The organism is Nocardiopsis nanhaiensis (assembly GCF_054778635.1).
In genome coordinates this window covers 1-13,844 of sequence record NZ_BAAGZJ010000131.1, presented here as the reverse complement: position 1 = coordinate 13,844, position 13,844 = coordinate 1, and the positions used below count along the sequence as shown (strand labels likewise).

The following is a 13,844-nucleotide window of genomic DNA, read 5'->3' as shown; positions in this document are numbered from 1 at the left end:
GGACGGCTCGAACACCTGCGCGGCTCCGCACTCGGGTTCCGCAACCTGACCAACTACATCGCCCGAAGCCTGCTCGAGACCGGCGGCTTCGGACCCCAACTCCTACACCCCCGATTGGGATGAGCCGACAAAGATCCCCGGAACGAAGAACTGGGTGTAGTTCCCGCCCGGTACCTGGATCGCCCCACCGAACACAAACACGAACAGCAGAATGAACATGACAGGCTGTACGACCGCGTACATGATGAGCACATCGGGAGAGCGCAGGATGCGCTTCAGATTGCGTTGAGCCATCAACCAGACATCGGTGAACCACCAGCCGAGCCCGCCCTCGGACTGGGTGTCGGTGCTGGAGAGCGCCGTGATCCGGTCGTCCTGCAAGACGTTCATCGAGATTCCTTCTGCTCTGCTGTCGGACCCGCGCCGCTCCCCGAGGAAGCGTCCACCAAGGCAAGGAAGGCGTCGTCGAGGCTGGGTCGTCGGATATGCATGTCCAGAACACCGACTCCCGCCTCACCGAGCCCGTGCATCAGTGAGGGCAGGGTATTGGCCGCTTCGGGCACCACAACCGTGAGCAGGCCCGTCTCCTCGTCGACCACAGGGTCGTGTCCGACCCGGGACCGGGTCACCTCGATCGCAGCGTTCCTCTGGGCGAGATTGTCGAGGTAGATCTCGATGTAGTCGCCGCCCACGCGCCGTTTGAGTTCGTCGGGGGTACCCTCGGAGATCACCGATCCGTGTTGAATCACCGTGATGGTGTCCGCCAGCCGATCGGCCTCCTCCAGGTACTGCGTGGTGAGCAGCACCGTGGTGCCGTCCCCGGCGAGCTCCTCGATGAGGGCCCACAACCTCAACCGGGCCGCAGGATCGAGACCGGTCGTGGGTTCATCGAGAACCAGGAGCCGAGGGCGGTTCATCATGCCCGCCGCCAGGTCCAACCGGCGCCGCATACCACCCGAATACGTCTTGGCCCGACGCTCGGCGACATCGGTCAGACCGAACCGGTCCAGCAGTTCCTCGGTTCGCCTGCGTGCGTCCCGCAGAGTCAGTCGTCCCAGGCGGCCGAGCATGATCAGGTTCTCCCGACCGGTCAGCACTTCGTCGACCGCCGCGTACTGCCCGGTCAGGCCGATCATCCTCCTGACCTTCTGCGGGGATCTCGTGACATCGACCCCGTGCACCCGGGCCGCCCCCAAGTCCGGCCTGGAGAGTGTGGCGAAGATCCGTACAGCACTGGTCTTGCCGGCTCCGTTGGGACCGAGGAGGGCGGTGACACCCCCTTCCCGAACCGTCATGTTCAGGTCGTCAAGGGCTGTCACCTTCCCGAACCTTTTGGTCAACCCCTCGGCGATGATCGCCGTATCCATACGTTTTCCTCATATCACCTGTCGATGGCAACGGGATGTTCGTCTAATTGTTCGACTCATGGAAGAATCGACTTCTTGATGATGTGAGGATTTCTCATATCCTCACAACAACACCAAACCCCACCCGGAGCGACACCCATGTTACTACCGCACCACAGCGCGCTACAGAGAATGACCGGATCCGGCCATTCGGACATAGGGAGATTCACACGAAACGGCATTTGACCACCATAGGGCCCATTTTATTGGAATCCGGGAAACCCTCGATACCATGACCGCCGGGCGAGTTGTAGAGACGAAAGGTTTCCAGATTCCCGGGCGGCACATGAGCAGGCATCGCAGGCCTTCACACCACCTCGCCGCGCCCTACTCAACCTGGGCGCCGAGCATCCGGGGGATCCTCACCGCAGCCCCAACGCGGCCGACCTGTGGTGGTCGGGCACAGGGCTCGTTCAAGTTCCCGAAGGGTCGGGTTCGTCACTGATGCCGAAGAACGGTAGAGCCCGTTCGGGTAGATCACGGATCGCGCGGGTGGTCTTGGCGATGTTGTCCGCCCCGATGGTCTGGAGCACCCCGTTGGCCAGGTTCCTCAGGGTCGCCATCGCTCTTGGTGCGCTGCCAGTGTGCACCGTGCAAGCATCCTCGGCGAAGGTGACATCGCGGATGTCATGGCTGGAGTTCTCTATCCTCCACTGGCCGCGCACGTAAGCGGCCAACTCGGCCGGTGAGGCCTGGAGGGCATCCAGACTGGTCAGGGCGTAGACGGTTTCGCGGGTCTGCTTCTTGCCCGTGGGCTGGCGGCGGCGGTGGACCCTGAGGGCGAGCTTGGCGTGCGGGAAGGCGATACCACCGAGGCTGTCGGCGATCGCCATGACCTTGATCGAGCGGGACTCAGCTCGGCCGTGACCGGTCTCGGAGCGGGTGTGGGCGATGGGGATCTGCGACCAGGGAAGGGTCGAGATCTGCCGGTGCGCGTTGGGCGTGGAGTAAGCCGCGCGGCGCGGTGCCCGCATGGGCCGTTTCCGCGCGGCTCCTCCCCGAACCGGACAGGCGAGTTTCCCCGCATCACGGCTCTCCAGTAGTGCTACTGAGCATCGGACCGCTGATGGATGTGGGCATGGCACCGGGCACAGACGATCAGGGGCCTCCGTCGTCTGGCCCGCATGACCTGGACCCATCGGGGTGTGGCCCTGGCGTTGTATCGGTTGAGGTCAGCGAGTCTCTTAACGTGGTGGACGGTAATCCCGTCGTGAGATTCGCACAGTTCGCAGACCCCAGCACTGAGCCGGGCGGTGAGCTGACGGCCCCGCCTGGTCGGCCACGCACCGTCAAGGAGACGGACGTGCCTGCGCCGACGCAAGGGAATGCCGCCGAACCTGGCGGTGAACACCTTGCCTGCCGGGGTGCGCTGGACCGCTTCGAAGCACCGGCGTTTCCCGAAAGGGGTCTCGACGGTGCTCTTGTGTCGGTCCCGCATGACCCAGGGCGGGCGACGGTGTTTGGCCGCCAAGGTCGAGAACAGCGACCGTTCCATGTACTGGCGGAGCTTGTTCAGCCAGTTGATGTTCTCGGCCATTTGGAAGTACTGGACGTAGCCGCGGTACTCACTTCCGTAGGCGGCGACGATATTGTAGTCGCTGGTACGGATGAGATCATTGCGGATCAGGGGTTTGCCCTGTCCGCGCTGATAGGACCGGCATCTGGTGTTGACGACCTCCGGTGGCACCCCAAGGCCGATGGATCCGTTGAGGACCCGCCGCCCCAGGTTGTGCCAGGTGTCGTTGTGTCTGGTCCAGATGTCATAGCCGAGGAACCGCGCCTTGTGGGTGCGGGCGTGTGTGATCAGGGTCTTCTCCGCAGAGAGCCGGAGTTTGAGCTCATCGCGTAGAAACACGGCGAGCTGTTCCTTGATCTGCTCGGCTTCGACCTTCGAGCCGACGAATCCGAGGAGGTGATCGTCGGCATACCGGACATAGCGCTGCCGCCGGTAGCCGGGGTCGTTGACGTCCACACTCGGGATCGATTTCTGGTGTTTGCGCAGGTTGCGCACCTTGGCGCGGTCTCCTTTGCGTTTCCAGGAGCCGATCGTCGCGGTGACGTTGCCGTACTCCCGACTCTTGCGGCGTGTAGTGCCCGGGGTGAAGGCCGGTATCAGTTTCTTCTCGACAAAGGTGTCGAGACGGTCGAGATAGATGTTGGACAGGATGGGCGAGACCACACTTCCCTGCGGTCCACCGGAGTAGGTGGCGTGCCAGGTCCAGTCCTGCATGTATCCCGCCCGCAGCATGTCCTGCACCAGGGCCAGGACATGTCGAAACGATCTCATCAAGTGCCGTGTGGCAGCCGCGACCGGGGCGGAAGCCGTGCGACCTGGCCGAGAACTGGGGTTCGTAGTAGGCCTCCAACAGCAGGCGCACCACCTCACCGACCAGTTTGTCCGACCAGGTTGGCAGCCCCAGGGGCCGCAGACCTCCGCCCTTCTTGGGGATGTGCACCCGCCGGACCGGAGAGAACCGGTAGCGCTCAGCCTTCAACAGGCCGATGATCTCCCGGGCCGTGTCCAGGCTCATGCCGTCGGGTGTTTTCCCATCGACCCCGGGCGTCATCGCTCCGCCGTTGGCGTAGATGCGCCCGTAGGCGATCAGGAACAGCTGTTCGTTGAACAACTGCCGATACAGCCGCTCCAGGGGCAGACCTCGTCGGCCCCTGTCGCTCAGGACACCGAGCACTGTGTCAGCACTCTGCATTTCGCATACTGAATCGCCCCGGGTTGGCTAGAGACTCATGTTCTGTGCTGTGACCTGCGGTTCTAGGATGTTGTTGGCGCGCTTGAGCTCGCGGTTCTCCCGCTCCAGCTCCTTGATCCGCTGGGCTTCGGCTGTGGTAGTGCCAGGGCGGGCCCCGGTATCGACGTCGGCCTGGCGGACCCACACCCGCAGACCCTCGGCACCCACACCCAGCTTCGCCGCGACAGCCTTGACCGCCGCGCTGGTGGAGGCGTAGTCGCCCCGGCTCTGCTGGACCAGGCGCACGGCGCGTTCACGCAGTTCAGTGGGGTAACGCTTCGACATAACGGACTCAACCTATCCAAGGACTTCGAGTCTCCATCACACCCAGGGCGATTCATGCAGCGGTGGGAAGAGGTCGGCTACTCCTTCCGTTTGGACTGGCTGCTGCGCAACGCCACCGCGGTGGCAAGCGGCCGGGCCTCGTTCGACGCCGTGGGCAAGGTCACCGCGGAGCAGTTCCGGAAGGCACTGGCCGACTCGGTCAGCCACGTGGGCGGATTCCTCGACACGGTGTCGGGACGGCTGGGACTGGACCACAACCGCGTACTGATGGGCCGGGGCGCCTTTCCCGTGATCTCCAGGCTGCTGGAGCTCAACGGCGGCGATTTCGACGACGCGGCCTACCGGGACCGGGTGCTGTACTGGTACGTGCACACCGCCCTGTGGGGGCGCTACACCGGATCGACCGAGACCTACTGGCAACAGGACTTCGACACGGTCGCCGAATCCGGGGTGGACGGGCTCATCAGGTCCTTGGAGCAGGTCCGGGGCGGCAGCCTGGAAGTGCGGCCGGAGGACTTCGAAGGCTCCACCAGGGGGTCGCGCTTCTATCCGCTGCTGTACATGCTCACCCGGGTCAAGGGTGCGCGCGACTTCGGCAGCGGGTTGGAACTGCGGGCGGAGATGCTCGGCAAGATGTCCTCCCTGGAGGTGCACCACCTCTTCCCGAAGAGTGTGCTGCACAGCGACTACGAGCGCGGGCACATCAACGCGATCGCCAACTTCTGCTTCCTCACCCAGCAGAGCAACCTCAAGGTGTCCGACCGCAGGCCCGAGGAGTACTTCCCCGAGGTCGAGGACCGCCACCCCGGCGTCCTGGCGTCCCAGTGGATACCCACCGACCCGGACCTGTGGAAGGTGGAGAACTACCTGGACTTCCTCGCCGCCCGCCGAGAGCTGCTGGCGGAGGCCGCCCAGTCCTTCCTGCAGGAACTGGCCACCGGTTCCCGCCCGCCGGCCGACGAACCGCTGCGTCCGGTTACCGTGCTCTCCGACGAGCCCGACGACGCGCGCAGCGTACAGATCCGGGAGATGGTCGAAGAGCTGCTGCGCCAGGGCTACGCCGAGCCGGAACTGGACACGGTGATCGCCGACCCGACCAGCGGCCGCCCGATCGCCGAGGCGGAGGCGTTCTGGCCGGACGGGCTACAGCACGGGGTGGGCAAGCCGGTGGTTCTGGAACTCGACCCGGAACAGGCGGACCTGCCCCGGCTGCAGCAGTTGGGGCACGAGGTCTTCACCTCTGTGGACTCCCTGCTGGGCTTCGTCAACCGCCTGGGCAGGGAGGCCGCGGGGACCGTCGAAGAGGAAACACGTGCGGACGGGGCCCCGGCCGACGGCCCGCAGACCGCCGACTTCGGGCGGGCCATGCTCTCCATCTACGAGAGGGCCAAGCAGGAGGCCGACTACACCGCCTCGTTCTTCCTGGGGATCCTGTCGGAGCTGGGGCCGCTCGGCACCGCGCGCAAGCTCCTGAACTCCCCCGCGGTCTCGGACGGATTCGCCAACCTGTGGGAGCGGGGCCGCCTGGACCTGACGGTCGAGGCGCTGGTGCTGCAGCCCGAGTTCGCCCCGCTGTTCACCGAGGAGGAGCTGGGCCGTGCCCGGAACCGGCTGGAGCAGTTCGGGCACCGGTTCGTGGAAGTGTGAGGAGGAACGGCGAGGATTAACGGATTAACGGTGGACACCACCGGTGCCCGTTCCGTGAATTCACGCATCTACTAGCTGGGGAAACGTGGAATTCTGCGCCTTCCACCGATGAGTTAAGGCATTGTTACGCGACCGTCCCACCAGCCGAGGCAGGAAATCGAACGCGGGCCGCGGGGCAAGCACCCGGATGGTTTCAAAAGTGAGGTTCCGGGCTGTTCCTTCGCTTCCGTCGCGGCACACCCTGTCGCACCCGGGCCTTCTCTTCCCTGCCCCTGGCCAGGCCTGCGGCCGCGGCGGAAGGGCGAAAGGCGAGCCCGAAAACTGAGTGACCTGGGCATTCCCCTGCGCCTTTCGCGCGCTCCCACGTGTATGCCGATAAAGCTCGGATCTCCGATTCTGGGTTTCGGGGGCTCTCGTTGAAACCGGCATGCGCGGCAATGGTACTTTCAGGAACGGATGCATCGAGTATCCCCTGACCTCTTCCCAAGGAGTGCCATTGAACGCGCCCGGGCAGCGCGAGCCCGCCAGTTTTTCCGCGGAAGAACTGGCCGACCCGAGCATCGACCCCACGACCCTGCGGCAGATCGCCGCCGCCCGCCCCGACCTGTGGCGGCTGGTCCACGACCACCCGAACTGCGACCGCGAGCTCGCCGGATTCATCGAGCAGAACACACCTCCGGCCGCCCCGCCGCAGCAGCCCCCGGGTGCGCCGCAGCCGGGGGGCCAGCCCCCACAGGCCGCACAGCAGATGGCCACGGGGGCCAGACAGGTGGCGGACGGCGCGAAGACCTACTTCACCAATACGGTCGCGCCCGCCGCCAGGAGCGCGACCCGGACGGTGAGCGAGAAGTCCGGACTGTCATCGGGGTCCGTGCACTGGACGACCTGGTTCCAGTTCGCGCTTCCCGCAGTCGCGCTAATCGGCATCATCGCGCTCTTCATGCCGCTCGCCTCGGTGTCGGCCATGGGACGCACGGAGACCATCAACTACTTCTCCGAGGATGCGCCCAGCGGCGAGGGTGTCGCCATGCTCACCCTGTTCCTGCTGGTCATCGGCTTCGCCGTGGTTTCGCTGCTGACCGCCAAGAAATGGGCCGTCATCACCACCGGCGTCATCGCCATCCTCGCCGGCCTCTTCAGCATGCTCAACGGCTTCGGTACGTCGGCCGCCATCAACGACCTGGGCTTCGGCTCCGTCGGCGCCGGCGCGATCCTCCTGGGCATCGTCGGTACCGCGATGCTGGTCACCGCGATCATCACGATGCTGCCGAAGCCCAAGCCCGGCCCCCAACAGCCGTATGGTCCTCAGCAGCCGCCGCACCCCCACCAACAGCAGATGCGCCCGCAGTACCCGGCCCCTCACCAGCAGGCCCCTCTCCAGCAGCAGATGCCTCCCCAGCAAGGTCCCCCGCAGCAGGGTCCCCCGCAGCACTGAGCGGGTCATCCGCACGGGGGCGGTACCGGGTCGGTGCCCGGCGCCGCCCCCAGTGGGTTCACAGAGCCCGCAGCACCACCAGGTGGCAGGTGATGTTCTCCTTGGCGTGGTAGACGCTCTGCGGGCTGGTCTCCTCCAGCCGCGCCGCGCCGGACTCCTCCAGTGCCTCGGCCCGGGCCTTGTACCCGTGCGGTTCCCAGATGCGGTCCAGGACGGTGACCACGACCGGCGCGCCGGGGCGGGCCACCCGCACCAGTTCGTCGAGCGCTTCGGGACCCACGTGCCCCTCGGTCAGGGTTCCGACGCAGATCACCGCGTCGTAGGATCCGTCGTCGGCGGAGAGGCGCTGCGTCAGGTCGGCCTTGTCGAGGTTGCGGTAGACCCCCTTGGCACGCGCGTGGTCCAGCATCGCCGAGGACAGGTCGATGCCGTCGATGACCTCCAGGCCGTGCCCGGCCAGGGCAGCACCGACCAGTCCGGTCCCGCAGCCCGCGTCGAGGACCTCCGCCCGCGGCCGGTCGGCCAGGAGGCGGCTCAGCCGCTCGGCGGCGTGTACGGGGGCCGCGTAGCCCATGCCTTCGGTGGTGTCGTGCTCGTAGGTCTCGGCCCACTCGTCGTAAGTGCTCTCGCACTCGGCTGGGCTCTTCAGGGCGTACACGCGGTCCAGAATCTTGCGGGGCTCGCTCATACTCGGCCTCTCCTCACAGTCGGCGTCCGGTTGTCAGCACTCCTGCTTTTCCGGCGAAACGGTCGGAAAACCTCAGAGGTGACCATACAGGGCAGGCGACGACGCTCCGGGGGTCGGCCCCGAGGGCACGAGGATGCCAATCCCTCCCTCCTAGCAGGACGAGCGCAGGAACGGGGGACTGAGAAGACTCGCCGGGCCCTTGCGATAGAGAGCGGCTGGCCGCCCGGTGGCCTGAGGACGGTAGTCACCGACGGGTTCAAGGAATCCGTTGGCTTTGGTGGCCTTTCGCCGAAAGTTGCTGGGGTCCAGAGGGCGCCCCCACACCACCTCGTAGACAGTGCGCAGGTCACTCAAGGTGAACGATGGGGGGCAGAAGGCCGTGGCGACGGTGGTGTACTCGAGCATGCTCCGGGTGCGCTCCACGGCATCCTCGACGATGCGGGCGTGATCGAAGGCCAGCGAGTCGGGCTGACGTTGGAGGTCGGCCACCGGAGCCCAGTAGGCATGCGCAGCGTCGGTTCCGCCCACGGGCGTGGGCAGGTCCGGCCCCAGAGCGAGGTAGGCAATGGTCACCACTCTGCCACGAGGGTCCCTGCCCGGGTCGCCGTAGGCGCCGATTTGCTCCAAGTGCAGGCGAGCACCGTCGATTGCGGTCTCCTCCCACAACTCCCGGTGGGCCCCCTCATCGAGCGTCTCATGCGCCCGCACCCGCCCGCCCGGGAGTGCCTCACGCCCCAGGAAGGGGTCGGCACCCCTCTCCACCAGCAGAACCATCAGATTGTCGTCCCTGATCGTGAAGATAGTGAGGTCCACGGTCACCAGCGACAGTTCGACGCCCGACGACCTCTTCAGCCGGTCATCCACCAAAGCCCCCTTAAAGGTCATCTTGACTTAAACTCGTATGCTGACTTACGGTCAACTTGACCATAACCCCCTCGAGGCAGGGAACGGCATGAGCACCCTCCATGCAACGCCAGGTCAGGAAAGCCCCACCAAAGAACCCACCGACGCCACACGCCACTTGTGCGTCGGTGTCTACGTCAACGAGAAGTTCCGCGATCTCGTCATCAGCGAGATCTGCACGGCCCCCTATCGCAGGGCGGCCCCCTCATACGGCTTCGACCTCGTCCCCGTCATGCGCCACGCCTGGTGGGCCGCCCACTTGTCGGCGCTCCTGAGACTGACCATGCTGACGCCGGTGGTCGCACCGCTCTTCCTCGGTCTCACCGTGACAACAGCGCTCATGGCAGGTGGTCTCACACTCCTCATACTGCTGGACCGAGCGGTCGCCCTTTCCACAGAGATCGCGCGCTCCGACGATCCCCTGGTCTACCGCCGCAAGAAGCGGAAACGCTCCTTGAAGATCCCATCCACAAGTGACTGGAAGTACCGGAAAGAGGCCCTCAGGCTCAAACGAGTCGGGGTGGCAGCACTGACCGTCGCGCTCATTATGGCCCTTCTGGGGAGCAGCGCCCCAGGGCAGGCGATCCTCGCAGGTTATCTGGGATGTGTTGTGCTCGGGGTAGCGATCCTCGTTGGGGTGGCTCAACAGATTCGCATCAATCGCATCCAAAAGGATGACGAGCTGCGGCCGACGAAGCTCTCTCAACGTGAAAGGGACGTGGCAGCCCAGCAGGATCACCCTTGCGTCGTCTATCGCCGCCCACCGCACAAGGGCAAAGACGACGAGGAAAGCCCTGTGTTCACGCTCTTCGGCGAAGACTCACCGTTCGTTGGCGCGGGCGAACTCATCCACCAGTGGAACCCACCCATGAGCATCCAGCTCCTGCGGGCCGGCAGCGATGACCAACCGCTGCACCAGCGGGAGTATCCCACTCCGCCTTTCAAGACCCACGAGCTGGTGGACCATCTGCGAAAGGCAGTCAGCCAACTCCTGCGTGACGACGAGGATGTCCGACTCCCCGTGGACGTGCGGGATCGGGTGTACATCGCAGAATCGGACGTCTCCAGTGACCGCTCCCTTCTCCGTGGACCGGTCGACGAGGCATCGATGCGCCACATCATCAACGCCCAGGACCCAACCCATTACCACTTTCTCGAGGTGAGCGTCCCAGACGCAGGCTCGGAACTCATGGCCACGGTCCTTCTCCAGGTCGACGTCCGCGGACGCACCCTCACGCTGTCCTTCGCCGCCTGCGCCCTGACACGGACCCCGGACAGCTTTCGAAAGGCCGAGGAGTTCGGTCAGAACGGCAAACGCGCAGCTGCGGGCGCCGCCTTCGGAGCATTGGGAAGCCTACCCCGTGAAGCAACTGCCTTGTGGAGACTAGCGCGCTACCCCTACGTCCTGCTTAAGGCCCTCGTGCTGTACCGACGAGATCTGACTCTGACGCCCATCCGAAACGTGGCCATCGGCAGTCGCATCAGTATCCGCCAGGAACAGGCGCAGGAGTGGAGCAAGGTACAGCTCGACAAGACCCGGGTCCTCGGTCACATGAAGAACATCGAGAGGCGCCTCCTCAAAGCAACGAGTGGCTTTCTCCACGCCCGCGGCATTGACATCTCCGAGTTCGACGACCGTGCGACGCAGATCATCAACAGCGGCATCGTCAACCTGGGCGGCACCAACGACATCAGCAACAACTCCGTCGGTGACGGAGCACAGACCCACAACAACGGTCCTCAGCAGTCCTCGGACTCCTCTCGGAACGGAAAAGCAGCATGAGCAAGGAGCATCTCCCGAACAACAACAGCGGCATCGTCAACCTGGGCGGCACCAACACGTTCAGCGGAAACGCGGTCGGTAACGGTGCCCGGTCGACCAATATCAGCTACCCCGTCAACGCCGGAGCCCGCGATGAGCCCTCCATCACCGAGATCGACCGGTGGGACCTCGGTGTGGTGACGATCCTGCCGGTGGAGACCCGGGCCGCGATCGACGCCTTCAATCTGACGCGGGAACCGGACAGCGGAGGGTTGTATTTCCGCACCGGCATGGTGAGCGAAAACGGAGACCCGCTGCGGGTGGCCGCGCTACAGACCCACAGCCCCGGGCAGCGGTCCGTGATGTCGGCCCTCGGGCATCTGCACCGGCGCTTCGCTCCCCGCCGATGGGTCCTGTTGGGGATCGGGGGCGGTCTTGATCCCGTCGACGCCCGGATCGGCAATGTCATCGTCTCCACGCGGGTCGTCTACTACGACCAGCGCAAGATCACCGAAGGGGAGGTCGTTCATTACCGCGGAGAGGAGCGGGAAGCTCCGGCCGAGATCGTCCACGCGGTGAACGCCTACTTCACCGACCACGGCTCCCCCGCCCCCATACGGGGCCAGGCGGCGGGATACGAGACCGAACCCTACTCGGTCCTCCCCGGGCTGATCGGGTCTGGCGAGGCAGTGATCGCGGCTCGCGACAGCGGAGTGCGCGGCTATCTGAAGCACTACAACGACAAGATCCTGGCTGTGGACATGGAATCCGGCGGCCTCAGCCAGTACTGGCAGGAGAACTCCGTGGGTGAGACCTCCAACCCCAGCTGGGTGGTGGTCCGGGGGATCTCCGACAACGCCGACCAGGCCAAGAACGACGACGGCCACGACCTGGCTGCCCGCAACGCGGCCCACGCCGTCAGGGAGCTGCTGCCCTACCTGTGCTGATCCGGGCAGGCGAATCGATCGCGGATCCACCCCTGCTGTTGGGAGCCCCATGTCTGCGTTCCTCTTAGGTGTGCTCAGTTCCCTGTTGGCCACAGCGCTCGTATGTGTGGCGGGGTGGATCCGGTCCGGACGGCCACGTTGGTGGTTGGTCAGGGCACTGGCCCGCCTCACCGGGACCGGAATCGTCCGCCTCTACCGCCAACAGCGATCCGCCGAGCAGGACATGGCACGCGATCTCGCCCGGGCCAGGTGGGTGAAGGTCCTGACCGGGCGGGGCAATACGCTGACCCGGGACGCGTTCGCGCCGCTCTGGTCGGACACGGCTGGCCGAAGCGTTCCCGTTCAGATCCTGATGCCCGAACCCTGCTCCGAGCCCGAGTCCTGGCTGACTCGGCGGGAAGAAGAGCTGGCTCGGACCGACCCTGGGCTGATTCGCGGAATGCTCAACAAGCAGATCCGGGCCAACACTGGATACCTGACACGCGTGGCCCAACAGCGCCCGGCGATCGAACTACGGACCTTCGACCTGCCGAACACCTTCCGCGTCGTCGCCACGGACCGCGCCGCCTATCTCACCTTCTACGGCAGGTACACGCACGGGCGGCACTCCCCCTGCCTCTACGTACGCGCCCCGGGGGTGCTGTACGAAGCAGCCCTCGACCTCTTCACCACCGTGTGGGCGGGAAGTACGCCCACTTCGGGGACCGGCGTATGACGTAGCTGACGAGCTGAGTGCCCGTGCACGGTCCTTCCCTGGCCCGCAGGGGCGCCCTCCCCGTGACATTGTGGTTGTTCTTGCTGTTCAGAGCCGGGTTCTGAGAATCTTCATGCTTTGGGTCCGAAACCCTTCAGATACTCAGGTCACCCTGGTCCTTGCGATTCTCGTGGGAGTCCCGATCCCTCTGCTGCTCCTCGCAGCCCAGGGGTTGGGGCGGACGGGACACCCGTGAAGCCGGGTGTCGCGTGGGCCCCGGTCACGACAGGGCCCGTCCGGTCCGTTTGAGCCCCGAGTGTCTCCGGCAGATTCCCGCACTGGCACCCCCGTCACCCGCTGACGGGGGTCAATGGGGCTGAGGTGGGGCCGGGGCCGCATGGTTCGACCCCGGCTGGATACAGAGCAGGTCGGTCAGTGACATCTGTCGCCGCGGGGCAGGGGGAGGCCGGATCTTCTGCGCGTGAGGGCGCGGTGACGCACAGGTCTCCTTTCCAGGGTTACTGGTATCCGCAACGCGGCGGCCTGCGCCGCTGTGCAGGGTGTACGCGAACCGGATGGCGGAGCGGGCCGCGGCAGAGGGCGGGCACGGTGACGCTCGGCGGGTTCGGGGGCAGCGAGAACGCGAAGAGGCGTTCACCGATGTGACCGGGTACCGACAGGAGGGCGAACATCAGGAGCCCGGAACAGGGGGCTGCGAAGGGGTTTCGCGCTGACATGCCTTCACCCTGGCACCCGCGGTGTGCGTGCGCAGGGACTTCGCACGACGAAGCTGTCCGGTTCAGGTCAGGGGTAAAAGGTGTGAGAATCCTGGATCCATGGAACTCCGTACCGCGCTGACGTGGGCTTCCACGGAGGAGACGGCTTTTACCGGGATGATTCGGGCGTGGATCGCCCGTGTGGGGTGCGCTGTCGGAACAGCGCACCCCGAGGTACCTACAAGGATGGCGCGATGCAGTCAGCGATCTAGCTTGTCGTTTAACGTGCTTGCTTGTCTCCAGGGTCACCTGTGGTGCCCGTTTTGTCCTTCTTCGGGACCCCGTGCCGGGGAGCTGGACGCTTGTTCGGCCTGCCCGCTGGACGGCCCGGACCGGCCCCGCAGGGTTTCGGTGCATCCACGCACTCCGGCAGGTCAGCGCGGATGTACCGAAACCCCCGACGCACCCTGGACGGACTCATCCGATACGGCTCCACCAGCCGGTGCCAGGGCAACCTGACCTGGCACACCAAAGACCGGGCCAGACGCAGCTGGGTATAGGCCACCAACACGATCCAGGACCACCGATCCGCCGATCGTGGGTCCCGTAGCCGA

Annotated in this window: 11 protein-coding genes and 1 pseudogene; 5 read left to right on the top strand and 7 right to left on the bottom strand. The window is 65.5% G+C overall.

Features of this window, described 5'->3' with window-relative positions; translation table 11 throughout:
• Positions 1 to 102: 102 nt before the first annotated feature.
• The 5 genes and pseudogenes from ACYVD1_RS33455 to ACYVD1_RS33435 form a co-directional block, all read right to left on the bottom strand.
• Positions 103 to 390, bottom strand: a complete 288-nt coding sequence (locus ACYVD1_RS33455) for a hypothetical protein (RefSeq protein WP_460778491.1) — start codon at positions 388 to 390, stop codon at positions 103 to 105.
• Entirely contained in the window at positions 387 to 1,367 is a 981-nt protein-coding gene (locus tag ACYVD1_RS33450; protein ID WP_460778490.1) for an ATP-binding cassette domain-containing protein, read from the bottom strand. Before ACYVD1_RS33450 ends, ACYVD1_RS33455 begins: the two co-directional genes overlap by 4 nt.
• 452 nt (positions 1,368 to 1,819) lie before the next feature.
• Positions 1,820 to 2,380 (bottom strand): ISAs1 family transposase, encoded by a 561-nt coding sequence (locus tag ACYVD1_RS33445; protein ID WP_460778489.1) that lies wholly within the window; start codon positions 2,378 to 2,380, stop codon positions 1,820 to 1,822.
• A gap of 71 nt (positions 2,381 to 2,451) precedes the next feature.
• On the bottom strand, positions 2,452 to 3,693 hold the full coding sequence (locus ACYVD1_RS33440; RefSeq protein WP_460778488.1) for a reverse transcriptase/maturase family protein: 1,242 nt from the start codon (positions 3,691 to 3,693) through the stop codon (positions 2,452 to 2,454).
• A gap of 481 nt (positions 3,694 to 4,174) precedes the next feature.
• Positions 4,175 to 4,438: pseudogene (locus tag ACYVD1_RS33435) on the bottom strand (transposase); the annotation flags it as partial.
• 54 nt (positions 4,439 to 4,492) lie between these two features.
• Between ACYVD1_RS33435 and ACYVD1_RS33430 the strand changes: the two are divergent.
• Positions 4,493 to 6,085, top strand: coding sequence for a hypothetical protein (locus tag ACYVD1_RS33430; protein WP_460778487.1), 1,593 nt, complete (start codon positions 4,493 to 4,495; stop codon positions 6,083 to 6,085).
• 496 nt (positions 6,086 to 6,581) lie between these two features.
• On the top strand, positions 6,582 to 7,520 hold the full coding sequence (locus tag ACYVD1_RS33425; RefSeq protein ID WP_460778486.1) for a variant leucine-rich repeat-containing protein: 939 nt from the start codon (positions 6,582 to 6,584) through the stop codon (positions 7,518 to 7,520).
• Positions 7,521 to 7,578: 58 nt separating this feature from the next.
• Here ACYVD1_RS33425 and ACYVD1_RS33420 read toward each other — a convergent pair whose 3' ends face one another.
• Both ACYVD1_RS33420 and ACYVD1_RS33415 read right to left on the bottom strand, forming a co-directional pair.
• Positions 7,579 to 8,208, bottom strand: coding sequence for a class I SAM-dependent DNA methyltransferase (locus tag ACYVD1_RS33420; RefSeq protein ID WP_460778485.1), 630 nt, complete (start codon positions 8,206 to 8,208; stop codon positions 7,579 to 7,581).
• 150 nt (positions 8,209 to 8,358) lie between these two features.
• Positions 8,359 to 9,072, bottom strand: a complete 714-nt coding sequence (locus tag ACYVD1_RS33415; protein ID WP_460778484.1) for an NUDIX hydrolase — start codon at positions 9,070 to 9,072, stop codon at positions 8,359 to 8,361.
• Between the two features lie 88 nt (positions 9,073 to 9,160).
• On the opposite strand from ACYVD1_RS33415, the gene ACYVD1_RS33410 reads away from it, so the two are divergent.
• Genes ACYVD1_RS33410 through ACYVD1_RS33400 form a run of 3 tightly spaced genes read left to right on the top strand, consistent with a single transcriptional unit; the run spans position 9,161 to position 12,535 of the window.
• Complete coding sequence (locus tag ACYVD1_RS33410; protein WP_460778483.1) at positions 9,161 to 10,894, top strand: hypothetical protein; 1,734 nt, start codon at positions 9,161 to 9,163, stop codon at positions 10,892 to 10,894.
• On the top strand, positions 10,891 to 11,820 hold the full coding sequence (locus ACYVD1_RS33405) for a 5'-methylthioadenosine/S-adenosylhomocysteine nucleosidase family protein (RefSeq protein WP_460778482.1): 930 nt from the start codon (positions 10,891 to 10,893) through the stop codon (positions 11,818 to 11,820). The genes ACYVD1_RS33410 and ACYVD1_RS33405 overlap by 4 nt, the downstream gene beginning before the upstream one ends.
• A 49-nt stretch (positions 11,821 to 11,869) precedes the next feature.
• Positions 11,870 to 12,535 carry a hypothetical protein gene (locus ACYVD1_RS33400; RefSeq protein WP_460778481.1) on the top strand — a complete coding sequence of 222 codons (666 nt, stop codon included), beginning with the start codon at positions 11,870 to 11,872 and terminating at the stop codon, positions 12,533 to 12,535.
• Positions 12,536 to 13,844: the final 1,309 nt, after the last annotated feature.

Excerpts from the sequence above, each read along its gene's own strand:
- ACYVD1_RS33455 (WP_460778491.1), bottom strand. The coding sequence starts at position 390 with ATGAACGTCTTGCAGGACGACCGGATCACGGCGCTCTCCAGCACCGAC.
- ACYVD1_RS33450 (WP_460778490.1), bottom strand. The coding sequence starts at position 1,367 with ATGGATACGGCGATCATCGCCGAGGGGTTGACCAAAAGGTTCGGGAAG.
- ACYVD1_RS33445 (WP_460778489.1), bottom strand. The coding sequence starts at position 2,380 with ATGCGGGCACCGCGCCGCGCGGCTTACTCCACGCCCAACGCGCACCGG.
- ACYVD1_RS33440 (WP_460778488.1), bottom strand. The coding sequence starts at position 3,693 with ATGAGATCGTTTCGACATGTCCTGGCCCTGGTGCAGGACATGCTGCGG.
- ACYVD1_RS33430 (WP_460778487.1), top strand. The coding sequence starts at position 4,493 with ATGCAGCGGTGGGAAGAGGTCGGCTACTCCTTCCGTTTGGACTGGCTG.
- ACYVD1_RS33420 (WP_460778485.1), bottom strand. The coding sequence starts at position 8,208 with ATGAGCGAGCCCCGCAAGATTCTGGACCGCGTGTACGCCCTGAAGAGC.
- ACYVD1_RS33410 (WP_460778483.1), top strand. The coding sequence starts at position 9,161 with ATGAGCACCCTCCATGCAACGCCAGGTCAGGAAAGCCCCACCAAAGAA.
- ACYVD1_RS33405 (WP_460778482.1), top strand. The coding sequence starts at position 10,891 with ATGAGCAAGGAGCATCTCCCGAACAACAACAGCGGCATCGTCAACCTG.
- ACYVD1_RS33400 (WP_460778481.1), top strand. The coding sequence starts at position 11,870 with ATGTCTGCGTTCCTCTTAGGTGTGCTCAGTTCCCTGTTGGCCACAGCG.